The sequence below is a fragment of the Pseudoroseomonas sp. WGS1072 genome (assembly GCF_049340465.1).
GTDB lineage: Bacteria > Pseudomonadota > Alphaproteobacteria > Acetobacterales > Acetobacteraceae > Pseudoroseomonas.
Genome location: NZ_JBMPSU010000001.1, coordinates 3,090,081 through 3,114,313 on the forward strand (window position 1 = coordinate 3,090,081; position 24,233 = coordinate 3,114,313).

The window sequence follows — 24,233 nt, forward strand, 5'->3', positions numbered from 1 at the left end:
ACGCTGCTCCGTTGTGGCAGGTCAGGAGGACAACCGATGATCGATCCCACATCCGAGATGGCTCGCCTCGTGGAGAGGGCGAGGCCGTACGTTCCGCAGAGGATTACGCTGGGAACTATCGTGCTTGAGGGTGCCGCACCTCGCCTCGCTTGCGTCTCAGTCGAGCAGCATCCCGATCAGGACGGGGACCACGTGCGGCGGCAAGATGATGTCGAAGGTGCCGCCTTCATGAAGCCGTCCAGAGACGAGGACGAGATCGTTTGAAGTCGGCGAGGCGCTCACCTCGGCGACCATCGACCGGGTCGCGTAGTCATTGATGTTCCCGGCATTGGCGGCCGATCCCATGCCGCTGGACGCCTGCTGGAATGCAGCCATCCCCGCATCGAAAGCGGCCATGTCCGAGCCCGCCACCCGGGTCACCAGGTGCCCGACAGGTGCGGAGCCGAGCGCATCGATGAGCTGATCGCGTCCCCTCGATGTGAACGCGAGCGTCCTGTCCGAGAGGGGAGGATGCCGGAAGGTGATGGCGTAGCAGGGCTCTCGAGCAGTCTCCGTGATGTGCGCGAGGGCGACCCTTGCGCCGATCACGACGCCGGGCCGGTAGGTTCCAGGCTTTGCCGGGGTTTCAATGCTGTCGTCGGCCATGGATGCCATCCGCGAATTCCCGGCAGCCTATAGTCGCTTGGCTCGGGCGGCGACAGGCGAATGTCACAGAGGGTTATGCCGATTTGGCTGTGGCCCGCCGCGTCTCGACGCGACCGCCTATCGGCTCTCATGATCCGATGATGCCAAGGATTCCTGCGCCCAGCTTCCCGGCGTCCTCCTCGCGCAGAACGACGGTGACCGGCTGGAGCACATGACCGGCCGGATGCCGCAGCACCGCTTGGCCGGTCACGCGGACGATGCCGCCGACCCGCTCGTAGGCGAAAGCGAACGCGCCCTCGGGGCCCCGCGACAGCTCCAGCATCCAGGACCCGTCGGCGCCCTGCACCACCGGCGGCTGTCCCTCCGGGCGTGCCAGCGGGGCAGGGGTGTGGCCGATGAACGTCGTGTCCTTGCCGGGCATGCGCATTCCTTCTGCTTCCGCGCACGCCGTCCTTGGTGACCAACGACCAAGCCTTGCTGGCGTGCGGCGGCGAAGGTGGCGCCGACGCGATCGCCGGTCCAATCACAGGAACGGCGCCGCGCGGCGGGACGGAGGCGACGGCCGCGCGACGGCCCGCATGACCGGGCGTCAATCCTTCGCGGACGCCTTGCCGCCGGACGCCTCCATGACGACACGGACCATCATCTCGACGGCCGCCGACCGGCTGCCCAGCCCGTTGTAACTGGCCAGCGTGTCCAGCCATCCGGCAGTCTCGGCGTCTATTCGGATGGTGCGGAAATCCTCTGCCCGGCGCACCTCGTCACGCAGCTTCGCCAGCAGCCGCGCCCGCGTGGCCACGGCGAACTTCTCGGTCACCAGCAAGTCGGGCGAGTGCGGATTCAGCACGTGCCGGGTCAGCCAATCCGCCTGCGCGGCGCCACGTGCTGCGCGCCACGCCGTGCGGCGCACCGGGAATGAATCTGCGAGCGCGTTGTGCTCTTCGTCGGTCGCCTCGGGCGGGAAGGCCAGGATGGGTTCCGGCCCCCCAGCCTCCCGGTACTGCCCGACGCGCCTCAGCACGCCCGGGTGCCGCATCGCCACGCCAGCTTTGGCCAGCCACGCGAAGCAATCGTCGCCGACCTCCTGCTGGAGCAGCATGGCGGCCATCCTCTCACGCCTCGGCGTCGTGCGGCGGCCCATGGTGGTTGTCCTTTCCCCGACGGCGTGGCGGCGGGCAGCCCCGGTTACCCGGCGCCCGACCCATCCCGTTTTCCTTCTGATGACCTCAGGTGCGTGGTCGCGACCCGGGCCATCGCCTTCACCGTCTCCGAGCGGCTCGTGCACCCGAACAGCCTGCGGCCGATCTCGTCCAGCCCGAGGGCCGTCTCCTCGGAAACGCGGACCGTCAGGACAGGGCCACGGGCGATCCGCGCCCGGTCGCGGAGCTTGGCCAGCAGCCGGGCGCGCAGCGCTTTCGCCCGGTCCGGAGGAAGCAGGCAGTCAGGGGAAACCGGGTCCAGCACGTGGCGCAGCAGCCAATCGTCCTCGTGGCGCTGGCGCGACCGGAGAAATCTTTGCCTGGCGGCCTCGCCTATCGGCTCCGACCCGCCGCTGGCCGCGACGGGGCCGCGCGAGTACGCGTGCAGGACGCTCCTGAGAGCGTCCGAGTACAGCTTGGCGCCGTGCGCCCGCAGCCAGCCTTCGAGGTCGAACCCGAACTCGGACCGCAGCAGCCGCAGCAGTTCCTTGTCGCGTTCTGCTATCGGTGGCGTGCCCATGCAGCGCCCAATCCTTGTTTCTCGGCGGACCTCGACGGTGCCAAGGGGCAACGCGAATACCGTGGAACTCCACGGCCAGCAAGCGCCGCCCCACAGGGCGTGGAGCTCCACGGTAAATGCGCAGGGTCAATCGGCCACCGGCGCCGCCGCGTCGGCGTCACTGCGTCCAGGGAAGCCATTCCGGCGCGATCCGTAGTGAAGTTCCGCGCGATCCGTAGGGGAAGAGCCCCGTAACCGACTGATTCCGCGAGCGGAATCGGCTCCGAATCTTGAATAGATTCCAGGGGGACCGCGCGCCGCCGGTTCGGCATGCCTTAGTCGGCCAGCGACGAGGTGCGGCGGCAGGCCGAGAAACAGGGTTGACCGCTCTGGGTTCCGCGCACGTCGTTGGCTGCGCGGAGGCTCCCATCCGGCTTCCGCCAGGCGCGGGCAGGACGGCTGGCAGCCCGCCAGGGCTTCGCTGATGCGCCGTACGCCCGCCATCAACTGGCATCAAATGCCCCTCCCCCGACGGGGAGAGTTCACGGAACTGAAACAGACAGCTTCTTGGCGAGATGATACGACGTTTCCACAAATATCGAACCGACGTTCGATATGCGCGAAGCAGGAGTTCACGGCGATGTCGTCGAAGCCGACGTCCGGCGCCACAGCGGCCGGGACCACGAAGCCAAACCGGGCAGGGGCCTTGGTGCCGCGGGCGGGTAGGCTGCTCGCGCTGGCGGGGACCGCGGCGGCTTTCCTCGGGGTGGCCGCGCCCGCGCAGGCCGAGACCCGAGAGTGTTGATTGCCACTGAGAGCTGACCCGGGGTTGCCACGGAGATCTGACCCGGGTTGTGGATGCGGGGTTTTCAGATCTCGTCAGGTCGGCTGTGGTTTCCTTTCAGGCTGGGCCTGGGTGGCGGAGCTGTTCCTGAAGCGGAAGCTGTCGTTGCCGGTCTCCAGGATGTGGCAGTGGTGGGTGAGCCGGTCGAGGAGTGCGGTGGTCATTTTGGCATCTCCGAAGATCGCCGCCCACTCACTGAAACTGAGGTTGGTGGTGATGATGACGCTGGTCTGCTCGTAGAGCTTGCTGAGCAGATGAAACAGCAGGGCACCGCCTGAGGCGCTGAACGGCAGGTAGCCCAGCTCGTCGAGGATCAGCAGGTCGGCATGGAGCAGGCGGGCCGCGATCTGTCCGGCCCTTCCGGCGGCTTTCTCCTGCTCCAGCATGTTGACCAGCTCCACCGTGGAGAAGAACCGCACCCGCTTGCGGTGGTGCTCGACCGCCTGGACGCCGAGCGCGGTGGCCACGTGGGTCTTGCCGGTGCCCGGTCCGCCGACCAGCACGATATTGTCGGCGCTGTCCATGAAGGCACCGGCGTGGAGCTGGCGCACCAGGGCCTCGTCGAGGTGGCTGCTGGCGAAGTCGAAGCCTGTCAGGTCCTTGTAGGTAGGGAACCGGGCAGCCTTGAGCTGGTAGGCGATGGAGCGGACCTCGCGCTCGGCGATCTCGGCCTTGAGCAGCTGCGACAGGATGGGGATCGCGCTCTGGAAGGCAGGCGCGCCCTGCTCGGTCAGTTCGGCCGCGGCCTGGGCCATGCCGTGCATCTTGAGGCTGCGCAGCATGATGGCGATGGCGGCGGCCGCCGGGTCATGACGCATGGCGGCCTCCCTGCCTCGGGCGCAGGCTGTCGTAGCGGGCCACATTGGCCTTGGGCTCCTGTTCCAGCACCAGGGCCTGGGGCGCCTCGATCGGCGGCGCCTGGGACGCGGTGCCATCGGTCAGCCGGTGCAGCAGGTTCAGGATATGGGTCTTGCTGGCGACCCCGGCCTGCAGCGCCATCTCCACGGCGACCAGAACGGCCTGCTCGTCGTGCTGCAGCACCAGGGAGAGGATCTCGACCATCTCCCGGTCGCCGCCGGACCTGCCGTGCAGCTGACGCTGGAGCTGCCGGAACGCCTCCGGCAGTTCGGCGAAGGGGGCGCCGTTCCGCAAAGCACCGGGTTTGCGCTGGACCACCGCCAGGTAGTGGCGCCAGTCGTAGACGGTTCGGCCTTGCCCGTGGTGCGACCGCTCGATGATCCGCTGGTGCTCGCAGACGACGGCCCCCTCGGCCACCACCAGGATGCGGTCGGGGTAGATCCGCAGGCTGACCGGCCGGTTGGCGAAGGAGGCGGGCACGCTGTAGCGGTTGCGATCAAAGTGCACGAGGCAGGTGGGCGAAACCCGCTTGGTCTCATCGACGAAGCCGTCGAACACCCGCCGGACCGGCATCAGGCAGTCCACCTCCTGCCGCCAAGCTGCAGCGACGCTGCCGGGCTCCACCCCGTGCGGCATCTCCTGCCAGAGGGTAAGGCATCGCTGCTCCAGCCAGGCATTCAGCGCCGCCAGGCTGGCGACCTGCGGCATCGGCTGCCACAGCCGGTGCCGGGTGTCCTGAACGTTTTTCTCGACCTGACCTTTCTCCCAGCCCGAAGCTGGATTGCAGAACTCGGGCTCGAACAGATAGTGGCTGGCCATCGCCAGGAAGCGGGCGTTGATCTGCCGTTCCCGGCTCTGGCCGATCCGGTCCACGGCGGTGCGCATGTTGTCGTAGATGCCGCGCTGCGGCACGCCGCCCAGCACGCGGAAGCCGTGGTTGTGGGCGTCGAACAGCATCTCGTGCGTCTGCAGCAGGTAGGCTCGTACCAGGAAGGCCCGGCTGTGGCAGAGCTTGAGGTGGGCGACCTGCAGCTTGGTGCGCTCGCCGCCGATGACGGCATGCTCCTCGCTCCAGTCGAACTGAAACGCCTCGCCTGGGCCAAAGGCCAGCGGCACGAAGACACCGCGGCCGGAAGTCTGCTGCTGGCGAAGCCAGTCGTCGCGCCAGGCCCGCACGAAGGCGGCGACCCGCCGGTACGAGCCGTCGTAGCCGAGCCCGGCCAGCTCGGTGTGGAACTGCCGCGCGGTGCGTTTCTGTTTACGTGGCCTCCGGCCATCCGTCCGCAGCCAGGCGGCCAGCCGCTCGGCAAAAGGATCCAGCTTGCTGGGCCGATCGGGGGTCCTGAACACAGGCTCCACCGCCTCGGACCGCAGGTACTTGCGGATGGTGTTCCGCGACAGGCCGGTCCGGCGGGCGATCGCGCGGATCGACAGGTGCTCCCGGAAATGCCAGCGCCGGATCACGCTCAACAACGCCATGTCCAACACTCCCGCTGCCCCCGCCCAAAAGGCTGAGGCTAGCGTCCGAACATGGGTCAACTCTCAGTGGCAATTTCACCCCAAACCGGGTCAGCTCTCAGTGGCAATCAACACACTCCTCGCAGATCTCGGCGCACTCGGCACAGGTGTGCTTATGGTGGGGCGTGCCGATCAGCATCATGTCGGCAGAGGTCTGGCAGATGGTGGCGCAGGCCATCATCAGCCTGAAGTGATGCGGCTCCACGTGCTTGCCGCCCGCTTCCAGGCAGTGGTTCATGGCCGTGCCCAGGCAGGTGGAGTGGCAGCGCAGGCATTCCTCGATGCAAGCCTGCATGGCGGGGGTCATCTGATGCATCTTTCTTCTCCGTTAGGATGTCCGTGAGGCGGGGTTCGCCAGCCTGCTCGGCAGGTCGGCTGCCCAATTGAGGTGACGAGCGTGGGTGCGGGCGCCCGTTGGACGGAGGGCTCGGCCATGCTCCGCCTTCCGCAGGCCCTGGGGCTCTGCGGAGACGCTCAGGACGCCTTATCGGGGTGGTGGAGAAGGAAGGTCGGAGAAGATGCCCGCGATCGAAGGTGGCGGCATGGCAAAGAAATCGCTGCCGCTGACCAGGAGCGTGACCTGCGGGCTGACCGGCGGCAGGAGGGCAGCGCCGCTCCCGCAGTGCCCGATGACGCAGCAGCCTGGCCGGACGGCATCGCCGTCGCAGTTCGGGCAGCACTTCTTGCCTGCCGTCCTTGCCTTCGCAGCCGGACCAGACATCCGGGCATGGTGGGGAGCGGGCGTGGCGTGACCAGCGTACGCGGACGCCTGGGTGAGGGCCGCAGGGGGGGACGTCGGGGACATGGCGTTATGTGCCACCGCAGGCACAGCAAGGATGGACACGCATATGGCGAGCACCAAAGCAGTCACAGCCTGGATCGCGCTTTCCGTCCAGCGCATCGGTTCATCCGCCCTACGAGCCTTCGCCAGTAAGCGTCCGTCTGCCGGATGGTTTCCTATTCGGCTTGCGAAGAACGCGGCACATCGGAGATTTCCGCACCTGCGCTGCCTCGCTTAACCTCGCTTCGAATGCGACCACGACGCCTGGAGCTGCGGGGCATCGCAGGCCGGATGTCATTGCTGTCGCCTTGCAGCACCGGCGTGCTCGCCCTGGCGGCCGGGGGCGAGCACGCCGATGCCTTCACAGGACCAGGCGGGCCTAATCCTGCAAGCGGACGGCCCGCAGGCGCAGCGCGTTGCCGATGACCGAGACAGAGCTCAGCGCCATGGCCAGGGCCGCCACGATCGGGCTGAGCAGCAGGCCCAGGACCGGGTACAGCACGCCCGCCGCCAGGGGCACCCCGGCCGCGTTGTAGACGAAGGCGAAGAACAGGTTCTGCCGGATGTTGCGCATCACCGCGCGCGACAGGAGCCGCGCCCGCGCGATGCCCGCGAGGTCGCCCTTCACCAGGGTCACGCCCGCGCTCTGCATGGCGACGTCCGTCCCGGTGCCCATGGCGATGCCGACGTCGGCCTCCGCCAGCGCCGGGGCGTCGTTCACGCCGTCGCCCGCCATGGCGACGACCTTCCCCTTGGCGCGGAGCTCCCGGACGATGCGGTGCTTGTCCTCGGGCAGGACGTCGCCCTGGAAGTCCTCGATGCCGAGCCTGCGGGCCACCGCCTCCGCCGTCGTGCGGTTGTCGCCCGTCAGCATGACGATGTGGATGCCGCTGGCGCGCAGGCTCTCCAGCGCGGCGGGCGTGCTCTGCTTGACAGGGTCGGCCACCGCGATGACGCCGCCCGGCCTGCCGTCCACGGCCAGGAAGAGCGCCGTGCCGCCCTCACGCCGGAGCTCGTCGGCCCGGGTGGCGAGACCACCCAGGTCGACACCAAGCTCCTGCATCAGCCGCGCGTTGCCCAGCGCGACTTGGCGCCCCCCCACCGTGCCGGTCACGCCCTTGCCCGTGACGGACGCGAAGTCGGCAGGCTCGCGGAAGGCCATGCCGCGTTCCTTGGCGGCGGCCACGACCGCGGCCGCCAGCGGGTGCTCGCTGGACCGCTCCAGGCTGGCGGCCAGCGGCAGCACCTCGGCCTCGGTCAGGCCGGGTGCCGGGACCACGGCCACGACCTTGGGCTTGCCCTCCGTCAGCGTGCCGGTCTTGTCCACGACCAGGGTGTCGACCTTCTCCATGTGCTCGAGCGCCTCGGCGCTCTTGATGAGCACGCCCGCGGACGCGCCCTTGCCGACGCCGACCATTATGCTCATGGGCGTTGCCAGGCCGAGCGCACAGGGGCAGGCGATGATGAGCACCGAGACGGCCGCGATCAGCCCGTAGGAGAGCGCGGGACTCGGGCCCCAGGCTGCCCAGGCGACGAAGGCCAGCGCCGCCACGGCGATGACCGCCGGGACGAAGTAACCGGAGACCGTGTCGGCCATGCGCTGGATGGGCGCCCGACTGCGCTGCGCCTCGGCGACCATGGCGACGATGCGGGACAGCATGGTGTCGGAGCCGACCTTGCCCGCCCGCATGACCAGCGCGCCGGTGCCGTTCACGGTGCCGCCGATGACCTTGGACCCCGGCGCCTTCTCGACCGGCAGGGATTCACCGGTGACCATGGACTCGTCCACGGCGCCGCTCCCTTCCAGCACCGCGCCGTCCACCGGCACGCTCTCGCCCGGACGCACCCGCAGCCGGTCACCGACGCTCACCTCGGCCAGCGGGATCTCCTCGTCCTCGCCGCTTTCCTTGAGGCGCCGCGCCGTCTTGGGCGCCATGTTCAGCAGGGCGCGGATGGCGCCGCCAGTCTGCTCGCGGGCGCGCAACTCCAGCACCTGGCCGAGCAGGACGAGCACCGTGATGACGGCGGCCGCCTCGAAGTAGACGGCGACGGTGCCGTCCATGCCGCGGAAGCCCTCGGGGAAGACGCCAGGCGCGAAGGTCGCGACCAGGCTATAGAGGTAGGCGGCGCCGGTCCCGAGGGCGATCAGGCTGAACATGTTCAGCCTGCGGTTCCTGAACGACTGCCAGCCGCGCACGAAGAAGGGCCAGCCCGCCCAGAGCACGACCGGCGTCCCGAGCAGGAACTGGACCCAAACGGAGACCCTGGGCGGCACCAGGTGATGGATGCCGAGGCCCGGGATGTGGGCGCCCATCTCCAGGACGAGGACAGGAAGGGTCAGCACCAGGCCGATCCAGAACCGCCGCGTCATGTCGGCGAGTTCCTCGTTGGGCGCGGCCTCGGCAGTAATCTCCAGCGGCTCCAGGGCCATGCCGCAGATGGGGCAGTTGCCCGGGCCTTGCTGCCGGATCTCCGGGTGCATGGGGCAGGTGTAGATGGCGGCCTTCTGCGCAGCCGTCGGCGCGACAGCCTTCTCCGGCTTCAGGTACCTGTCCGGGTGAGCCTCGAACTTTCCCTTGCATCCAGCCGAGCAGAAATGGAACGCGGCGCCGCCGTGGTGGGCGTGGTGCGGCGTCTTGGCAGGGTCAACCGTCATCCCGCAGACCGGGTCGCGCACCAGAGTCTGGTCGTCGTTAGCTGGCGTATGAGCGCCGTGACCATGGTGATGGTGGTGATGCTCTCCCATCTGCGGGACTCCTCCAAGACTGCTGTGCTCGACGTTCGGTGCTCTAGGAGGTGGGGTTTCCCATTGTGGGAAGGTCAAGGGCGCCGATCGGACACCCTGCTGGCCTTGACCTTCCCATAGTGGAAAGCCCCACCTGTTGGACGGTCATTGAGGAGGAGAGCACGATGTACCGCTTCGACGTTCCCGGCATGAAGTGCAGTGGCTGCGCCAAGAAGGTAGAGGGCGCCATCAAGGCCAAGGACACCGCTGCCGAGTTCAGCGCTGACGTGGAGAACAGGCGGGTGACCGTGATCTCCTCGGTATCCCAGACGGAGCTCGCCGCGGCCATCCAGGAAGCGGGCTACGCCAACCAGCCCGTGCCCGCCTGAGCTTCCCGGCAACGAGCTGCGCCGGACACCGTAGCCGGAGCAGGCTGCTCCGGCGACTGTGATGCCGTCCTGCGCCAGCGTCGGCCGGTGCTACATGTGATGCCGGACGTGCGGGTTGCTCATCACCTCGGCCGTCTTCGCACCGTAGTGGTGGTCGGGCTGGATGTAGGCGACGCCGCTCGATTCTCCGCCAGTCGGAACCGGAACGCCGGGGACCGGGTGCGCGGCGCCGGGATCGAGGTAGCGAATCCTCAGGTTTTCCCCGCCCCCGGCAACGGCGACACGCCCGCCACCCACGACGTTCTCGTCATGGCCGGGCGGGTAGACCACGGCAAAGTTCTCGCCCTGCCCAACAACCTCGATGGGCCCGTTGGCGTGCGCTACCGCGGCGGAAGTGCCGATCGCCGCAAACAGGGAGAGGGCGAAAAGCGCGGATTGGAAGCGGGGTGTCATAGCGAGATCCTCAATCAGGTTTGCCGTTTCTCGTCCGGCACCTGGAGAGGATGGGCCGCCACTGTGTCAGCCCGCTTGCGCCATCTTATCAATTGATGTCAGCGGAACTGCACCCCGGCTTCCACGCGGTGCGAGGCGGGACGCCCTGGGGCGTCCCGCCCCATCTCGTCAGTGGTTCATCATCTGACAGTGCTGCATCATCTGCTGCATCTGCGGCGACATCGTGCCCTGCTGGGCCTGCGCCCGCATCTGCTGACAGTGCTGCATCATCTGCTGCATGTTCATGCCTCCCATGTTGTGACCCTGCATGGAGCCCATGCTGCCCTGGGCGGCGGACGAACCCGGCGGCGTCGTGGATGTCGGAGGCAAGGACATCTGCGACGAGGTCGGGGTCGCCGCAGGCGGGCCGCCGGGCTGCGCGCAGGCGGCCACGCCGAGCAGCAGCGTTGCAGCCAATGCGACCTTCCCGATCGCCTTCGAAGTCATGTGGACCATGTGTCCTCCTTGAGATGGCAGGGGTTCGGCAGGCGCCCCGGCCCGCCTCGGCGGGCTGGGGCGACGACGTTGCACGGCGAGCAGGCGGTCACAGGGGGTGACCGACGCGCCTTGCATGACGTGGAACGGCAGCATGCTTCGAGGCAGCATGTTGCAGGTTGAGACGGCGGGGGACTCGCTCATAGGGCTTCCAGTCCGCGGAACCGCATCCACGGCCGCCAGGCGCCGTCGCGGCCAAAGGCGACGACGTCGTAGGTCGAGGGCTCCGCGCCCGGCACCTCCATGCCCGGCACGCCGATCGGCATGGCGGGCACGGAAAGCCCAGCAACGCCGTCGGGCCTTTCCTTGAGCAGGCGCCGGATTGCCGCGGCGGGGACATGCCCTTCCATGGCGTAACGACCAGTCTTCCCGGCATGGCAGGAGAGCAGGTCCGAGGGTGTGCCAAGCGCCTGCCGGTATGGCCCGACCGCATCCACGACCTTGTCGTCGACCTCGAAGCCCTCGGCCCGCAAGTGCGCGACCCAGCCACCGCAGCAGCCGCAGGTGCGATCCCGCCAAGCTTCGACCTTGGGCGGCCCGCCACAGGCCGTGGGCAGCAGTGCCAAGCCAAGTAGGCCGCTTGTGAGACCTCGACGGGTGGTGACGATACGCATATTCGCGCTCCTAGGCTGGTCTAGGCAGGATGATGCTGGCGCGCAGCCCCCCGCCTGTGATGTTCTGAAGCGCGACCGACCCGCCATGGCGGCCGACCGCCTGCCGTGCGATGGCCAAGCCGAGGCCGGAGCCGCCAGTGCTGCGGTTGCGGGACTCCTCGAGGCGGTAGAAGGGCTGGAAGACGCTCTCCAGCTGCGCCTCGGGAACCCCCGGCCCAATGTCGTCCACATGAACCACGAGTTCCTGCCCCAGGTCGGACAGGGTCACCCGGGCCGAGAGGCCGTACTTCAGCGCGTTGTCGATGACGTTGGCGAAGGCGCGCTTCAGGGCGATGGCCCGGCAGGGAAGCCGCGCCTGCGAAGGCCCCTCATAGGTCACCGACTTGCCCATGTCCTCAGCGTCGCCGCAGAGGGTCTGGAGCATCGCTGCGATGTCGGCGGACCGGACCTCCTCCTGCTCCTCGTCGCCCCGCAGGTAGGCCAGCGTGGAGGCAATCATGGCATCCATCTCGTCGAGGTCGGCGTCGATCTGCCGTTGCGCCTCGGCGTCGTCCAGGAAGCCCGCGCGCAGGCGCAGCCGTGCCAATGGGGTCCGGAGGTCATGACTGACGGCCGCGAGCGCCTGTGTCCGGTCGGCAATGAGGCGGTCGATGCGCGCCTGCATGCGGTTGAACGCCTGTGCCGCCTGCCGAACCTCGCGGGGTCCCTCCTCGGGCACGGTGACCGTCTGCCCGGGCCTGCCGATGCGGTCGGCCGCGCTGGAAAGCTCCCGCAACGGCCGCGCGATGAGGCGCACGACCAGTAGGCCCAGCACCAAAATGCCGATGGCCATGGCGGTGGTGGAGAGGAGTGTGGCGTGCTCCGGCTGCGCTTGCAGCGGGTCGGCGTGGTACCAGAGATGGCCGCCGTCCGGCAGACTGACCGCACCTTCGGCCTCCAGATGGCCGCTGGCGGTAAGATTCTGGGCCGTCACGGCCCCCACTGCGACACCGGGTCGCCAGCGCACCTGGAAGCCCGGGGAGGACAGTGCCTGGGCCACTGCCTCGCGGGCATCCGGCGGCACCATGCCGATGGCGCGGGCGGCCGCGGCGACCCGCTCGCCAGTGACCTTCTGCTGCGTGCTTCCCAGCAGGATATCGCTGCCTGTTTGGTGCAGCCACAGGCTGCCGACATGGAACGCCATCAAGCCGACCAGCAGCACCAGGATGATGCGGCCAGCCAGGGTGCTGGGGAGCAGCCGCCTCATCGACGCGCGACCGAAGGGACGAACATGTAGCCTGCGCCCCGAACAGTCTTGATGATGGCGGGGCTGTCCGACAGCGGCTCCAGCTTTCTCCGGAGGCGGCTGACCATGACGTCCACCGAGCGGTCGATGCTGCCCGAGATCCGGTTGCGGGCGAGGTCCAGCAACTGGTCGCGCGACAGGACGCGTTGTGGGTGCTCGCAGAAAGCCAGGAGCAGGTCATACTCGCCGCTGGACAGATCAACCGCCGAGCCGTCGGGTGCCGCCAGTTCGCGGCGCCGGGTGTCGAGGAGCCAGTCGGCGAAGACCATCCTGTCGCCGGTGACGAGCCCCGTCCGGGCTGCCCCGGCCTGGGCGCGCCGCAGGACGGCCCGGATCCGGGCCAGGAGTTCTGGACGGCTGAACGGCTTGGGGAGGTAGTCGTCGGCGCCGAGTTCGAGGCCCACCACCCGGTCGGCCTCCTCGCCGCGGGCCGTCACCATGATGATCGGGACCTCGGACCTCGCTCGGAGCATCCGACACAGGTCGAGCCCCGACTGGCCTGGCAGCATCACGTCCAGCAGCACCAGGTCCACCGGGGACAGCGAGATAGTGTCCCACATCTCCGCGCCGTTCCGCGCCCCCGTGACCCGGAAGCCGTTCTGGCGCAGGAACTTGGCGATGAGCGTGCGCATCTCCCCGTCGTCCTCGACGACGAGAATGTGAGCCTCGAGGGGGAGCGGGCTGCCCCGCCCCTCCCGCTCCGTGTCAGGACTGACCGGCGGCACCGGCGAGGACACCCAGCTTCGCCCGTGCCTTCGGAGCCAGGCCGGGGGCGGATGCAGCCTTCGCTGCGAATTCGGTCATGTCAGCGTCTCCCACCACAATCAGGGCCACCATGCCCAGACCAGTGTGGGGCGTGCACTGCACGGGGTAAACGCCGGGCCGGTCGAAGGTCACCGTTGCCTCGCTGTTGAACGGCACGGTGAGCGGCGGCGCGCCCGCAGGCCAAAGCGACTGAATGGGGGCGACGTTGTGACCCTTGTCGGTGGGCTCGAAGCGGACGGAGCCGCCCACCGGGACCCGCACCAGAGCGGGATCGTAGGCGAAGGTGTCGCCTGCCACGGGACCGCGGTTCAACTGGCGGACCGTGGCGGCTGGCTCAGCGGCGCTGGCCAGCCCCGTCATCATCAGCAACGCGACAAGGGTCGTGCGGATCATCATGGTTTTGTCTCGTCTTAGAAGAACAGCCGGATGCCGGTCATGAAGGTCCATCCGCCCACATCCTCACCGTCGTTGCGGGCGTAGCGGGCCGTGTCACCAAGCTTCCGCTCGTAGCTGACGCCGATGTAGGGTGAGACCTCGCGCGTGAACTCGTAGCGCAGGCGCAGCCCGGCCTCGATGTCGTTGATGCCGCTGCCGACGTGAAGTTCGGGCACCTTCTGGAGCGCGAAATTGGCCTCGATGTTGGGCTGGAGCACCAGGCGCTGCGTGATGTAGGCGTCGTAGGACACCTCCGCGCGCGCCGACAGGTCGCCGCGCTCGCTGACAAAACCCTGGAGGTCGACCTCGAACATGCCGGGCGCCAGCCCTTGCAGGCCGATGACGCCGTAGAAGCGGTCCGGCCTGGGGCGGATGTCGTAGCGGACACCGGCCTGGAGGTCCCAGTAATAGCCGATCAGGCGCGAGTAGAGCAGTTGGATCTCGGCGCTCTCGACCCGGCCGTTCCGCGCCGTCTCGCCCTCGGTCTTCAGCCAAACCCGGTTGACGTCGCCGCCATACCAGGCCTGCCCGTCCCAGCGGCCGATGTTGGGGCCGTCCAACCCCCAGCCGTACTCCAGCTTCTCGAACAGCACGGCGCCGGTGAACACCTCGTGGCTGAACGGGGGCTCGGTGCTGTGCGGCATCGCCTGCGCGTGCGCCGGTGCGGCCTGGAGCGCGCCGATGGCCAGGACGGCCGAGGCGGCGGCGGTCAGGATGCTCTTGGTCTTCATGACCGTCACCGCGCCGAAGCCGCCTGGCGTGCCGAGACCACAGATACCTTGCGCATCATCCCAGTCTCCATGTGGTAGAGCATGTGGCAGTGGAAGGCCCAGCCGCCGGGCGCGTCCGCCTCGATGTCGACGTCGAGCGTCGAGCCCGGCTTGATGTTGACGGTGTGCAGCAGCGGATTCTCGGCCCCGTTGCCGACCTGCGGAATCATCCACATGCCGTGCAGGTGCATCGGGTGGCTCATCATCGTCTCGTTGACGAAGCGGAAGCGCGCACGCTCGCCGAGGTGGAGCTGGATGGGCTGCGCTTGGCTGAAGCTGTTGCCGTTGATGGACCAGAAGTACCGCTCCATGTTGCCGGTCAGCCGGATCTCGATGATGCGGGTTGGCTCCCGGACCGGGTAGAGCGGCTTGGCGGCCCGGAGGTTGCGGTAGGACAGAACGCGAGCACCCGGCGGCGCGCCGACATCGTTCACCAGGGGGTCTGGCATCGCCATGGCGCCGTGGTCCATGCCGCCCATGGCACCGGCGCCCGTCGAGCCATGATTCATGCCGGGCATGTTGCCGTGGTTCATCCCGGCCATGGACGAGGGGGCCATGCCCCGCATGCTGGAGTGATCCATCCCGGGCATCGCCGGTTGGTTCATCCCCGACATGGAGGAGTGGCCCATGCCAGCCATGTTTCCATGGTTCATGCCGCCCATGGACTGGCCCTGCATGCCCTGGGAACCCCCGGCGGGCATCTGCATGGCGGAGTGATCCATGCCCCCCATGTCCATCGGCGCGACGTGGCCCGGGGCGTCAACCTCCGGCATCGGTGTGCCGCGGTCCAGTCCGCTGGGCCCGTAGTTCATGCCCATGTCGGCCATGGTCAGAACCGGGCGCGGACGGTGCGGCGGCAGAGGCAGGGCGGGCAGGCCTTCCCGCGTGGCCAGGCTGAACTGCGCGAAGCCCTGGCGGCCCATGGATTCCGCCAGCACCTGGTACTGGCGCCCGTCGCGCGGGCGGACCAGGACGTCGAAGGTCTCTGCCGGTGCGATGCGGAACTCATCCACGGTGACGGGGCGGACGTTGTTGCCATGCGCCTGCACCACGGTCATCTCGAGGCCGGGGACGCGCACGTCGAAGTGGGTCATGGCGCCGCTGTTGATGAAGCGCAGGCGCACCGTCTCGCCGGGCCGGAAGAGCGCCGTGAAGTTCTGTGCCGGAGTGTGGCCGTTGACCAGGTAGGTGTAGCCGCCGACATCCTCGATGTCGGTCGGGTCCATCCGCATGTCGCCCCACATGACGCGGTCGGAGACGATGGCTGACCGCGCGGCGCCGTCCGGCGCCCGGCGGAGTTCGCCGACCAGGCTGGCCAGGGTGCGCTTGTTGTAGTTGTAGTAGCCGGGATCGCGCTTGAGGTTGGCGATGACGTGGCTCGGCGTCTCGTCCGTCCAGTCCGACAACTGGACGATGTAGTCGCGGTCGTAGCCGAAGGGTTCCGGCGTCGCGGGGTCGATGACGATGGAGCCGTAGATGCCGGACTGCTCCTGCACGCCCGAATGGCTGTGGTACCAGTAGGTGCCAGCCTGGACGAGCGGGAAGCGGTATTGGTGCGTCCCGCCCGCGTCGATGCCCTGGAAGCCGTCGCTGATGCCCGGTACGCCGTCCTGGCTGCTCGGCAGGATCAGGCCGTGCCAGTGGATCGAGGTGTGCTCGCGCAGCCGGTTGGTGACGTTGATCACCACCTCCTCGCCCTCGCGGAAGCGCAGGACGGGACCCGGGATCTGCCCGTTGATGGCCATGGCCGGGCGGCGGCGCCCGGTGATGTTGGCCGTCACGTGCGACAGGGTCAGGTTGAACTCGCGCGGCATCGCCCGGCCGACGGCGGGCTGCGCCGAGGCGCCGGACGCGGCCGGGAACGCCAGGGCGGCGACCCCGAGGCCCAGGGCCCGCCGCCTGCTCAGCTTGTCATTGGTCATCGTTCGGTCCCCTTGGCCACGTCCACTGCGGGCTGGTCTTGCCGGTCAGCGCGAGAAGGTGACGTTGCCCACCATTCCGGACTCGTAGTGGCCCGGGATGTTGCAGGCGAACTCCAGGCTGGTGGCCCTGGTGAACTTGAAGACCATCTCCCCCGTCTTGCCGGGGTCGACCAGAACGGCGTTCGGGTCATCGTGGCGCATCGCGCCGTGATCCATGCCGCCGTGTCCCATGGCGCCATGGTTCATGCCCGGCATCCTGGAGTGGTCCATGCCAGCCATGGCATCCTTGCTGGTCGCCGACATCATGCCGCTGTCGAACATGGCCCGCATCTCGCGCTGGTGCTGCTGGTGCATGACGGCGGTGCCGATGTTGAACTCGTGCAGGAGCTCGCCAGCGTTGCGCACCCGGAAGCGGACGGTCTCCCCGGCCCGGACCTGGATGCGCTGCGGCTGGTAGCTGTTGTCCCGCATGACGATGTCGATCGTCCGCCTGACGTCCTGGGCACGGCCACGGGTGCCGAATGCCTGGTAGGCCGAGTCCGCAGAGGCAGGCTGAATCTGGGCCGCAGCGATGGCGGCCAGGATGGCGGCCGCGATGGAGGTGGCAAGGCGCATCGGTGAGCTTCCCCGGTCTGTGCAAGCAGGGGCAGGTCGGTGGCCTGCCGCGTGAACTCGATGCGGCCAAGATGGCCTCCGAGTGCGAGCCCGAGATTGCCCAAGTGTGACAAGATATTTCAGGTGAGGGAGCGCAGCGCGGTTCGTGACATGGGCCTGCCCACAGCGGCACGGTGTCCAGCCTGCCACTCAAACCTTCACCGTGAGGGGGACAGTGAAGTTGCCCCACTTCCGTAGACGGTTAGTGGGTAAGGATTAGTCGTTCTCGGCCATGGCTCTGGCTTCGTATTCGATGGGCGAGAGGTAGCCCAGGGCCGAGTGGCGCCTTGTGGGATTGTAGAAGCCCTCGATGAAGGCGAACACCGCCATCCGGGCCTCGGCCTGGGATCTGAAGCTGCGCCGGTCCAGGAGTTCGCACTCGAGAGTGGCGAAAAACGCTTCGGCCATGGCGTTGTCATAGGCGTCACCGACCGAGCCGGTGGAGGGGCGCACACCCGCCTCTTTGCATCTGAAGCCGAAGGCTACCGACGTATACTGGCTGCCCTGGTCAGAGTGGTGGACGACATCGGCGGGCTTCCTCGTCGTCACCGCCATGTCGAGCGCGTCCAGCACGAGGCGCGTGCGCAGGTCAGTCGCCATGGCCCAGCCGACGATCCGGCGCGACCAGACATCGAGAACGACGGCGAGGAACAGGAAGCCCGCCGCGGTCGGCACGTAGGTGATGTCGGCCACCCAGAGCCGGTTCGGACCTGCCGCGCGGAAGTCGCGGCTAACGAGGTCGTTGGCGGGCCTGTGGCGCGGCTCCCGTTGCGTCGTCGTCGGGAAGCGGCGCCTGGAGACGCCGCGCAGCCCGGCGCCGCGCATCAGCCGCGCCACCCGCTTGCGGGCCACGGCAGTACCCTCGGCTTGCAATTCGGCGTGCACCCGCGGCGCGCCGTAGGTGCCGTGAGAGGCCGTATGGATGGTGCGGATCCGGCGCAGCAGGGTCGCGTCGCTCATGGCATGAGCTGATGCCGGTCGGCTGCGCCATGCGTAGTAGCCGGACGCAGAGACGCCCAGCACGCGGGCCATGGTGGCGATGGCGAATTCGGCCTGGTGCGCGCTCATGAACTCGAAGACCCGTTCGGGGTCCTCTCCCTCGCGAACCAGGCCGCCGCCTTTGCCAAGATGTCGCGCTCCTGGCGCAGGCGATGATTCTCACGCCGGAGCTTCGTCAGCTCCTCCCTCTCCGGGCTGCTCACGCCGCCATCCTTGCGAGCTCCACCGTCGCGCTCAGCCTGACGAACCCAGTTCCAGATCGACTGCGCCGTCGGCTCGAACTCGCGGGAGAGATCCTCCGGCGTTCGTCCCGATCGGACCAACTCCACCATCTGCCGCCGGAACTCTGGCGGGTAGGGCACCCTGAATTTCGGCATCTTCGACACCTCCATCTCAAGCCTCGGGGTATCCACGAAACCGGGTCAACTCCACAGATCGCGCTACAGGTGACCGGGCTAAGGCGGGGTTGATCCAGGAAGCGACCTGCCCACCCAATCCCTGAACCTCGACAATCTGGGTGCAGCCAGCCTGGCGGTAGGCTCTGTTCAGGCACCCCCCCTGAAAGTGGAGGAGGCTCAGATATCAACTTGTAGTGACGATTCCGTCGTGTATTTTCCGCGGCCAAGTTCGTCTTCCGACCAAGGTGCAAGGCCGCTGGCTTTGCTGATAACGGCTGAGTCCCTGCTGTCAGGCGCCGTTTGCCCGAGGGTTTAGGGAAACGTCGTCGACGGAGCGCACCTTGTCGCAGCCTATGCCTTATTGGCAGAGCCAGCCGAGATACGATGGAGGGGTCTACGACCTGACCCATCTCCAGCCATGGAACACCACCATCTTGGCGCCCGGCTCACCCGGCCCTGAAGGTTCGGCGGGCAGTGAGAAGGTTCGGATGCCCATTTGCTTCAAGTTCAGCTATCACTGCTGCACGGACAAGGATTCGACAAGGCTTGGCTTGGGAGACCTTGTGGTTGAAAGCGAGCGGCCGGAAGAGAGGCGGCGCCTGTGTCCAGTTCGCTGGTTTGCCAGCCGGAACCTGAAGGAAACGTTGAGAAGCGCCATGAGCGGGCGCTTGGCGCCCATCAACAACTATCAGTGGGTACTCCACACAAAGCTGCCTGGCATTTCGCACACTTGGATCGTTTTCCTGAAGTTCATGCCTGGCCCGCCCAACGGCTGCGCTATCGCTAGCGTGGAAACGTCTTACCTCACCGGCGACCCGATAAAGGGCGGGAGAGAGGAGAACTTCGCGTACATTGCTCATAGGACGCGTCAGACGGGACAGCTCTACGGCGTCAGATAGCCCGAAAAAGCTTTGGGGCCAGACCCGTCGGCCTGACCCCTCCGCAACACTTCCGTGTAAATAGATACCCAATTTGATCCGCGATAGTGCCGCAGATACCTGCTTCCACAGGCTGGGGCACCCGTTAGGATTGAACCAAGTGGCTCAAACCAGCGTTCCAAGTGCAGTCTGAAGGTATGTTCAGTTAGCCTCAGCGTCAAGAGGTGAGGCCCCCAAGCGCAAGTAATCCCCCTTAAACCCGTATGAACGCGGGTACCTGTGGTCCTTGCTTGAACTGCGTCTGCCTCCCCAGGAGAACCACGCGAGCACCATGGCTCCGTTGGGCCTGGGGCGTGGCGCTCGGTGGCTCCGGCGTGGCGACATGCTTGAGTGGCGGCACTTCCCGCTCATCGTCCTGGAGCGCCGTCCCTCCGCCCCGAAGGCGTTTGAACCGCCCCGGGTTTGCCGGAGGCTGGTTGGTTTGGGTTAAGCGGCCAGGGCTGGTGCATCCCCCGCAGCATAGTAACGCGCCTCGGCTTCGGCGGGAGGGACGTTTCCGATCGGCTCGAGGAGGCGGTGGATGTTGAACCAGGCCACCCACTCGAGGGTGGCGTATTCGACGGCTTCCAGCGACCGCCACGGGCCGCGGCGGCGGATGACCTCGGTCTTGAACAGTCCGATCACCGTCTCGGCCAGTGCGTTGTCGTAGGAATCACCAACGCTCCCGACGGACGGCTCGATCCCGGCGTCGAGCAGCCGTTCCGTGTACCGAATGCTGACATATTGCGACCCGCGGTCGCTGTGGTGGGTCAGGCCGCCCTTCACGGGACGCCGGTCGTGGATGGCCTGCTCCAGTGCGTCGAGGACGAAGCCTGCACTGGCCGCCCGTGACACCCGCCAGCCGACGATGCGGCGGGCAAAGGCGTCGATGACGAAGGCGACGTAGACGAACCCTTGCCACGTCGCGACGTAGGTGAAATCCGACAGCCACAGCACGTTCGGCGCCGACGCCCGGAACTGCCGGTTCACCTTATCCAGCGGACACGGCGTGGCCGGGTTAGAGACGGTGGTCCTCATCTCCCTCCCGCGCACCGCACCCCGTAGGCCCATGGCACGCATCAGCCGCTCCACCGTGCAGCGGGCCACCACGATGCCCTCGCGGCCGAGCTGCCGCCAGACCTTGCGGGCGCCATAGACCCCGAAATTGGCCGCATGCACCTGTCGGATGCTCTCCATGAGCACCCGATCCTGCCGGGTGCGGGGCGAGGCCTTGGCCGGATCAGTGCGCCGGGCGACATGGGCGTGGTAAGTCGACGGGGCGACCGGCAGCACCCTGCAGATCGGCTCGACACCGTAGACCTCGCGATGATCGTCGATGAAGGCGATCATGGCTTCGAGCGGCGGTCGAGCTCCGCCAACGCGAAATATGCCGACGCCTTGCGCAGGATCTCATTGGCCTGCCGCAACTCGCGGACCTCGCGTTCCAGAGCCTTGATCCGCTCCCCCTCCGCGCTGGTTGGGCCAGGCCGCAGCCCCTGGTCGCGCTCGGCCTGCCTCACCCAGCCGCGCAGCGTCTCCGCCGTGCAGCCGATCTTGGGCGCGATCGAGCCAATCGCCGCCCATTGCGAGGCATGGTCGCCTCCATGCTCCAGCACCATCCGTACCGCCCGCTGCCGGACCTCAGGCGAATATCGGTTCGAAGTCTTCTTCGTCATGGCTCCACCTTCTCAAGAGTTGGAGCCTCCGGGGAACCCGGGGCGGTTCAGTTCGTGCCGGTCAGGGTGAGCCATGTCGGTTTCTGGGAAGTGGCTTGCACTGAAGGTCCGGCTGCTGTGGGCGCACAGCCGTCATGGCCGGGTCTGGCCGGGCACGGACAGGCCGCTTCCGGGGTAGGCTCGCCTGGGAAGCAGACACCTGCTTCATGCGGCGAAGCACTCCGCATGAGCTTGACTGCGCCAACATATCGGCGATACTCGATATATGGAATCGGAAGACGCCCTCGCGTGCCTTGGCGCCCTGTCACAGTCGACCCGGCTGGAGACCTTCCGGTTGCTGGTGCGCCATGAGCCCGAGGGCCTGCCTGCGGGCGAGGTCGCCCGACAGCTCGAGGTTCCCCAAAACACGATGTCCACGCACCTGGCGGTGCTGACGCGCGCTGGCCTGCTTCGTTCCGAGCGCCACAGCCGGTCCATCGTCTACCGGGCCGATGCCGAGCGCCTGCGGGAGATGATGCTGTTCCTCGTCAAGGACTGCTGCGGCGGACGCGCCGACCTGTGCCAGCCCCTGGTCGCCGACCTGCTTCCCTGCTGCCCGCCCGAGAAGGCCACCCCATGAGCGACGTCACCATCTACCACAACCCGGCTTGCGGGACGTCCCGCAATACGCTGGCCCTCATCCGCAACAGCGGCGAGGAGCCGAAGGTTATCGAGTACCTGAAGACGCCGCCGACGCGGGAGGTGCTGGCCGACCTCATCCGGCGCATGGGCGTCCCGGTGCGCGACGTCCTGCGCCAGAAGGGCACACCCTACGAAGAGCTTGGCCTCGGTGATCCGTCCCTGACCGATGACCAGTTGCTCGACGCCATGGTGGCGCACCCCATCCTCATCAACCGTCCCATCGTGGTGACACCGCTCGGCGCGAAGCTGTGCAGGCCGTCCGAGGCGGTGCTCGACATCCTGCCGAACCCGCAGCAGGGCGCCTTCACCAAGGAGGACGGCGAGAAGGTCGTCGGTGAACCGGGCCACCGCCTGATCTGAGTCGGGCGCCCGCGCCCTCCCATTCCGGGGACCGACGAGCCAAGCCGCTGACCATCGCTGACAGCGGATGGTCCGGCGCGCCCTGACGCCCGAGAGAACACGCCCTTCATGCTGGCCCTGGCCATCTTCGTCCTCACTCTCGTCCTGGTCATCTGGCAGCCACGCGGTATCGGCATCGGCTGGAGCGCCATGGGCGGCGCCGTGCTGGCGCTCCTGACGGGCGTCATCGGCTGGGCCGATGTCCCTGTGGTCTGGGACATCGTCTGGGACGCCACCTTCACCTTCGTGGCGCTGATCATCATCTCGCTTCTGCTGGACGAGGCCGGGTTCTTCCAGTGGGCCGCGCTGCACGTGGCGCGCTGGGGCGGCGGAAACGGGCGGCGGCTGTTTCCGCTTGTCGTGGTGCTGGGCGCGCTCATCGCTGCCTTCTTCGCCAATGACGGCGCCGCCCTGCTGCTGACGCCCATCGTCATGGCCATCCTGCTGCGGCTGAACTTCTCCGCAGGCGCCACGCTCGCCTTTATCGTCGCCTGCGGCTTCGTGGCCGACACCACCAGCCTGCCGCTGGTGATCTCCAACCTCGTCAACATCGTCTCGGCCAACTATTTCGGCATCGGCTTCGACCGCTATGCGGCGGTGATGGTGCCGGTGAACCTGGTGGCGCTGGTGGCAACACTCGGCGTGCTCTGGGCCTACTATGGCCGCCAGGTGCCCGCGAGCTATGCGTTGGACCGACTGGAGCGGCCCGGCGCCGCCATCCGCGACCACCTCGTCTTCCGGGCGGCCTTTCCGCTGCTTGCGGTGCTGCTGCTGGCCTATTTCGTCCTGGCACCGCTCGGCGTGCCGGTGGCGGCCGTGACCGGCGCCGCAGCGCTCCTCCTGCTGGTGCTGGCCGGGCGCTGGCACCGGGGAGGGCAGGGCGCCCTTGTCTCCATCCGCAAGGTACTAGGCGAGGCTCCCTGGCAGATCGTCGTGTTTTCGCTCGGCATGTACCTGGTGGTCTATGGCCTGCGGAACGCCGGGCTGACGGACCATCTGGCTGGCGCACTGGAATGGCTGGCCGGGCATGGCCTCTGGGCCGCCACCATCGGCACGGGCGTCGGCGCCGCGCTGATCTCCTCCGTGATGAACAACATGCCGAGCGTGCTGGTGGGCGCCCTGGCTATCGAGCAGGCGCGGGGCATCCCGCTCGCCATCCGCGAGGCGATGGTCTACGCCAACGTCATCGGCTGCGACCTGGGGCCCAAATTCACCCCCATCGGCAGCCTGGCGACGTTGCTCTGGCTGCATGTGCTGTCGCGCAAGGGCACTACCATCACCTGGGGGCAATACATGAAGGTCGGCCTCGTCATCACGCCTCCGGTGCTTCTGGCCGTGCTGGCCGCCCTGGCGCTTTGGCTGCCCGTGGTGGGTACGCCGTGAGCAACACGACCAAGCGCGCCATCCGTCCGTTCCTGACGACGGGGAGACCCTAATGCCATCCGACCTCGACCTCACGCTGCCCAACGTTGCCGACGACCATCTGCAGATGCCGAATCTCACCCGGCTCGGCATTCCCGGCGCCAGCACGCACCCACCGCGCATCCTGCTGCTCTACGGCTCGCTGCGGGAGCGGTCCTACAGCCGGTTCCTGACGCTGGAGGCCGTGCGCATCCTCCGCCGCCTCGGCGCCGAGACGCGGGTCTTCGACCCCCGCGACCTGCCGGTGGTCGACAGCGTACCCGCCGACCACCCCAAGGTGGCGGAACTCCGAGAGTTGTCCCTGTGGTCCGAGGGCCAGGTTTGGTGCAGCCCGGAGCGGCACGGCGCCGTCACCGGCATCCTGAAGAACCAGATCGACTGGCTGCCGCTGGAGAGCCGCGGCGTCCGTCCGACCCAGGGGCGCATGCTGGCGGTGATGCAGGTCTCCGGCGGCAGCCAGAGCTTCAACAGCGTCAACACCCTGCGCCTGCTCGGGCGCTGGATGCGGATGATCACCATCCCCAACCAATCCTCCGTGCCCAAAGCGCATGAGCAGTTCGACGAGGCGGGACGCATGCTGCCGGGGCCGCTCTATGACCGCGTCGTCGACGTCATGGAGGAACTGGTGAAGTTCACCCTGCTGACTCGTGACATTTCGAGCCACCTGACCGACCGCTACAGCGAGCGCAAGGAGCGGGCGGAGAAGCAGGCCAAGGCGGACTTGGCTAAGCTCTCGGGCGCCGTCGGATAGGCGCTGGAGCTCTCGTGCGGACAGTAGGCAAGAGAGGACAACCTCTGCTCGTGAACGGATAAAGACGTTTCCACTGACACCAAGCCCACGAGAAGGCCGG

At 67.7% G+C, this 24,233-nt stretch carries 25 protein-coding genes and 1 other annotated feature; of the genes, 6 read left to right on the forward strand and 19 right to left on the reverse strand.

Annotated elements, in window-relative coordinates; all coding sequences use genetic code 11:
* Positions 1 to 156: 156 nt before the first annotated feature.
* From ACF3NH_RS14500 to ACF3NH_RS14530, 7 genes are all read right to left on the reverse strand, one after another.
* Positions 157 to 645: a hypothetical protein gene (locus ACF3NH_RS14500; RefSeq protein WP_099095873.1), complete on the reverse strand. Its 489-nt coding sequence runs from the start codon at positions 643 to 645 to the stop codon at positions 157 to 159.
* A 127-nt stretch (positions 646 to 772) separates the two neighbouring features.
* Positions 773 to 1,066, reverse strand: coding sequence for a hypothetical protein (locus ACF3NH_RS14505; RefSeq protein WP_141563145.1), 294 nt, complete (start codon positions 1,064 to 1,066; stop codon positions 773 to 775).
* A gap of 168 nt (positions 1,067 to 1,234) precedes the next feature.
* Positions 1,235 to 1,744 carry a hypothetical protein gene (locus tag ACF3NH_RS14510; protein WP_141563146.1) on the reverse strand — a complete coding sequence of 170 codons (510 nt, stop codon included), beginning with the start codon at positions 1,742 to 1,744 and terminating at the stop codon, positions 1,235 to 1,237.
* A gap of 86 nt (positions 1,745 to 1,830) precedes the next feature.
* Complete coding sequence (locus ACF3NH_RS14515) at positions 1,831 to 2,364, reverse strand: hypothetical protein (RefSeq protein WP_099095876.1); 534 nt, start codon at positions 2,362 to 2,364, stop codon at positions 1,831 to 1,833.
* 858 nt (positions 2,365 to 3,222) lie between these two features.
* Entirely contained in the window at positions 3,223 to 4,005 is a 783-nt protein-coding gene (istB, locus tag ACF3NH_RS14520) for an IS21-like element helper ATPase IstB (RefSeq protein ID WP_419900795.1), read from the reverse strand.
* Positions 3,995 to 5,524 (reverse strand): IS21 family transposase, encoded by a 1,530-nt coding sequence (gene istA / locus ACF3NH_RS14525; protein WP_419900794.1) that lies wholly within the window; start codon positions 5,522 to 5,524, stop codon positions 3,995 to 3,997. Before istA ends, istB begins: the two co-directional genes overlap by 11 nt.
* Positions 5,525 to 5,621: 97 nt before the next feature.
* The gene (locus ACF3NH_RS14530) at positions 5,622 to 5,879 is read right to left on the reverse strand and encodes a four-helix bundle copper-binding protein (protein ID WP_422923749.1); all 258 of its coding nucleotides are present in this window, start codon (positions 5,877 to 5,879) and stop codon (positions 5,622 to 5,624) included.
* 202 nt (positions 5,880 to 6,081) lie between these two features.
* On the opposite strand from ACF3NH_RS14530, the gene ACF3NH_RS14535 reads away from it, so the two are divergent.
* Positions 6,082 to 6,315 carry a hypothetical protein gene (locus ACF3NH_RS14535; protein ID WP_099095894.1) on the forward strand — a complete coding sequence of 78 codons (234 nt, stop codon included), beginning with the start codon at positions 6,082 to 6,084 and terminating at the stop codon, positions 6,313 to 6,315.
* Positions 6,316 to 6,723: 408 nt separating this feature from the next.
* Here ACF3NH_RS14535 and ACF3NH_RS14540 read toward each other — a convergent pair whose 3' ends face one another.
* Entirely contained in the window at positions 6,724 to 9,090 is a 2,367-nt protein-coding gene (locus ACF3NH_RS14540) for a heavy metal translocating P-type ATPase (protein WP_109517863.1), read from the reverse strand.
* 164 nt (positions 9,091 to 9,254) lie between these two features.
* Between ACF3NH_RS14540 and ACF3NH_RS14545 the strand changes: the two genes are divergently transcribed.
* The gene (locus tag ACF3NH_RS14545; protein ID WP_099095896.1) at positions 9,255 to 9,458 is read left to right on the forward strand and encodes a heavy-metal-associated domain-containing protein; all 204 of its coding nucleotides are present in this window, start codon (positions 9,255 to 9,257) and stop codon (positions 9,456 to 9,458) included.
* A gap of 90 nt (positions 9,459 to 9,548) precedes the next feature.
* On the opposite strand, the gene ACF3NH_RS14550 is transcribed toward ACF3NH_RS14545, so the two are convergent.
* The 11 genes from ACF3NH_RS14550 to ACF3NH_RS14600 form a co-directional block, all read right to left on the reverse strand.
* A complete protein-coding gene (locus tag ACF3NH_RS14550) occupies positions 9,549 to 9,911 on the reverse strand; it encodes a hypothetical protein (RefSeq protein ID WP_099095897.1) in 363 nt (120 codons plus the stop codon).
* Positions 9,912 to 10,079: 168 nt separating this feature from the next.
* Positions 10,080 to 10,406, reverse strand: coding sequence for a hypothetical protein (locus ACF3NH_RS14555; RefSeq protein WP_109517864.1), 327 nt, complete (start codon positions 10,404 to 10,406; stop codon positions 10,080 to 10,082).
* A 179-nt stretch (positions 10,407 to 10,585) separates the two neighbouring features.
* The gene (locus ACF3NH_RS14560; protein WP_109517865.1) at positions 10,586 to 11,059 is read right to left on the reverse strand and encodes a DUF411 domain-containing protein; all 474 of its coding nucleotides are present in this window, start codon (positions 11,057 to 11,059) and stop codon (positions 10,586 to 10,588) included.
* A gap of 10 nt (positions 11,060 to 11,069) precedes the next feature.
* Positions 11,070 to 12,260, reverse strand: coding sequence for an ATP-binding protein (locus ACF3NH_RS14565; protein ID WP_422923753.1), 1,191 nt, complete (start codon positions 12,258 to 12,260; stop codon positions 11,070 to 11,072).
* Positions 12,261 to 12,301: 41 nt separating this feature from the next.
* On the reverse strand, positions 12,302 to 13,069 hold the full coding sequence (locus ACF3NH_RS14570; RefSeq protein WP_109517881.1) for a response regulator: 768 nt from the start codon (positions 13,067 to 13,069) through the stop codon (positions 12,302 to 12,304).
* Complete coding sequence (locus ACF3NH_RS14575) at positions 13,050 to 13,556, reverse strand: plastocyanin/azurin family copper-binding protein (RefSeq protein ID WP_109517867.1); 507 nt, start codon at positions 13,554 to 13,556, stop codon at positions 13,050 to 13,052. The genes ACF3NH_RS14570 and ACF3NH_RS14575 overlap by 20 nt, the downstream gene beginning before the upstream one ends.
* Positions 13,520 to 14,275 (reverse strand): copper resistance protein B, encoded by a 756-nt coding sequence (locus tag ACF3NH_RS14580; protein ID WP_109517882.1) that lies wholly within the window; start codon positions 14,273 to 14,275, stop codon positions 13,520 to 13,522. Before ACF3NH_RS14580 ends, ACF3NH_RS14575 begins: the two co-directional genes overlap by 37 nt.
* Before the next feature lie 5 nt (positions 14,276 to 14,280).
* Positions 14,281 to 16,236, reverse strand: a complete 1,956-nt coding sequence (locus tag ACF3NH_RS14585; protein WP_109517868.1) for a copper resistance system multicopper oxidase — start codon at positions 16,234 to 16,236, stop codon at positions 14,281 to 14,283.
* Between the two features lie 45 nt (positions 16,237 to 16,281).
* Positions 16,282 to 16,851 (reverse strand): cupredoxin domain-containing protein, encoded by a 570-nt coding sequence (locus tag ACF3NH_RS14590; RefSeq protein ID WP_099095904.1) that lies wholly within the window; start codon positions 16,849 to 16,851, stop codon positions 16,282 to 16,284.
* Positions 16,852 to 17,106: 255 nt separating this feature from the next.
* Positions 17,107 to 18,266 (reverse strand): IS3 family transposase gene (locus ACF3NH_RS14595; RefSeq protein ID WP_422924805.1). Its coding sequence is split into 2 segments (ribosomal slippage): positions 17,107 to 18,005 and positions 18,005 to 18,266, totalling 1,161 coding nucleotides; the frame shifts between segments, so codons are not numbered across the junction.
* Positions 18,267 to 19,651: 1,385 nt separating this feature from the next.
* A protein-coding gene (locus tag ACF3NH_RS14600) for an IS3 family transposase (protein WP_422921654.1) occupies positions 19,652 to 20,880 on the reverse strand; the annotation gives its coding sequence in 2 pieces (ribosomal slippage) (positions 19,652 to 20,583 and positions 20,583 to 20,880; 1,230 coding nt in all).
* Positions 20,480 to 20,596, reverse strand: a sequence feature (AL1L pseudoknot). It overlaps the preceding gene by 117 nt.
* A gap of 265 nt (positions 20,881 to 21,145) precedes the next feature.
* Between ACF3NH_RS14600 and ACF3NH_RS14605 the strand changes: the two genes are divergently transcribed.
* The 4 genes from ACF3NH_RS14605 to arsH all read left to right on the forward strand — a co-directional run bounded on the left by ACF3NH_RS14605 (position 21,146) and on the right by arsH (position 24,133).
* Entirely contained in the window at positions 21,146 to 21,499 is a 354-nt protein-coding gene (locus ACF3NH_RS14605; RefSeq protein WP_099095906.1) for an ArsR/SmtB family transcription factor, read from the forward strand.
* Entirely contained in the window at positions 21,496 to 21,921 is a 426-nt protein-coding gene (gene arsC / locus ACF3NH_RS14610; RefSeq protein WP_099095907.1) for an arsenate reductase (glutaredoxin), read from the forward strand. The genes ACF3NH_RS14605 and arsC overlap by 4 nt, the downstream gene beginning before the upstream one ends.
* 108 nt (positions 21,922 to 22,029) lie before the next feature.
* Positions 22,030 to 23,343 (forward strand): arsenic transporter, encoded by a 1,314-nt coding sequence (locus ACF3NH_RS14615; RefSeq protein ID WP_099095908.1) that lies wholly within the window; start codon positions 22,030 to 22,032, stop codon positions 23,341 to 23,343.
* 52 nt (positions 23,344 to 23,395) lie between these two features.
* Positions 23,396 to 24,133 carry an arsenical resistance protein ArsH gene (gene arsH / locus ACF3NH_RS14620; protein ID WP_099095909.1) on the forward strand — a complete coding sequence of 246 codons (738 nt, stop codon included), beginning with the start codon at positions 23,396 to 23,398 and terminating at the stop codon, positions 24,131 to 24,133.
* The last annotated feature ends 100 nt before the right edge of the window (positions 24,134 to 24,233 follow it).

Excerpts from the sequence above, each read along its gene's own strand:
- ACF3NH_RS14575 (WP_109517867.1), bottom strand. The coding sequence starts at position 13,556 with ATGGACCTTCATGACCGGCATCCGGCTGTTCTTCTAAGACGAGACAAA.
- ACF3NH_RS14605 (WP_099095906.1), top strand. The coding sequence starts at position 21,146 with ATGGAATCGGAAGACGCCCTCGCGTGCCTTGGCGCCCTGTCACAGTCG.
- ACF3NH_RS14615 (WP_099095908.1), top strand. The coding sequence starts at position 22,030 with ATGCTGGCCCTGGCCATCTTCGTCCTCACTCTCGTCCTGGTCATCTGG.
- ACF3NH_RS14515 (WP_099095876.1), bottom strand. The coding sequence starts at position 2,364 with ATGGGCACGCCACCGATAGCAGAACGCGACAAGGAACTGCTGCGGCTG.
- ACF3NH_RS14560 (WP_109517865.1), bottom strand. The coding sequence starts at position 11,059 with ATGCGTATCGTCACCACCCGTCGAGGTCTCACAAGCGGCCTACTTGGC.
- ACF3NH_RS14585 (WP_109517868.1), bottom strand. The coding sequence starts at position 16,236 with ATGACCAATGACAAGCTGAGCAGGCGGCGGGCCCTGGGCCTCGGGGTC.
- arsH (WP_099095909.1), top strand. The coding sequence starts at position 23,396 with ATGCCATCCGACCTCGACCTCACGCTGCCCAACGTTGCCGACGACCAT.
- arsC (WP_099095907.1), top strand. The coding sequence starts at position 21,496 with ATGAGCGACGTCACCATCTACCACAACCCGGCTTGCGGGACGTCCCGC.
- ACF3NH_RS14510 (WP_141563146.1), bottom strand. The coding sequence starts at position 1,744 with ATGCTGCTCCAGCAGGAGGTCGGCGACGATTGCTTCGCGTGGCTGGCC.
- ACF3NH_RS14540 (WP_109517863.1), bottom strand. The coding sequence starts at position 9,090 with ATGGGAGAGCATCACCACCATCACCATGGTCACGGCGCTCATACGCCA.
- ACF3NH_RS14500 (WP_099095873.1), bottom strand. The coding sequence starts at position 645 with ATGGCCGACGACAGCATTGAAACCCCGGCAAAGCCTGGAACCTACCGG.
- ACF3NH_RS14545 (WP_099095896.1), top strand. The coding sequence starts at position 9,255 with ATGTACCGCTTCGACGTTCCCGGCATGAAGTGCAGTGGCTGCGCCAAG.
- ACF3NH_RS14580 (WP_109517882.1), bottom strand. The coding sequence starts at position 14,275 with ATGAAGACCAAGAGCATCCTGACCGCCGCCGCCTCGGCCGTCCTGGCC.
- ACF3NH_RS14530 (WP_422923749.1), bottom strand. The coding sequence starts at position 5,879 with ATGCATCAGATGACCCCCGCCATGCAGGCTTGCATCGAGGAATGCCTG.
- istA (WP_419900794.1), bottom strand. The coding sequence starts at position 5,524 with ATGGCGTTGTTGAGCGTGATCCGGCGCTGGCATTTCCGGGAGCACCTG.
- ACF3NH_RS14535 (WP_099095894.1), top strand. The coding sequence starts at position 6,082 with ATGCCCGCGATCGAAGGTGGCGGCATGGCAAAGAAATCGCTGCCGCTG.
- ACF3NH_RS14550 (WP_099095897.1), bottom strand. The coding sequence starts at position 9,911 with ATGACACCCCGCTTCCAATCCGCGCTTTTCGCCCTCTCCCTGTTTGCG.
- ACF3NH_RS14590 (WP_099095904.1), bottom strand. The coding sequence starts at position 16,851 with ATGCGCCTTGCCACCTCCATCGCGGCCGCCATCCTGGCCGCCATCGCT.
- ACF3NH_RS14555 (WP_109517864.1), bottom strand. The coding sequence starts at position 10,406 with ATGGTCCACATGACTTCGAAGGCGATCGGGAAGGTCGCATTGGCTGCA.
- ACF3NH_RS14505 (WP_141563145.1), bottom strand. The coding sequence starts at position 1,066 with ATGCCCGGCAAGGACACGACGTTCATCGGCCACACCCCTGCCCCGCTG.
- istB (WP_419900795.1), bottom strand. The coding sequence starts at position 4,005 with ATGCGTCATGACCCGGCGGCCGCCGCCATCGCCATCATGCTGCGCAGC.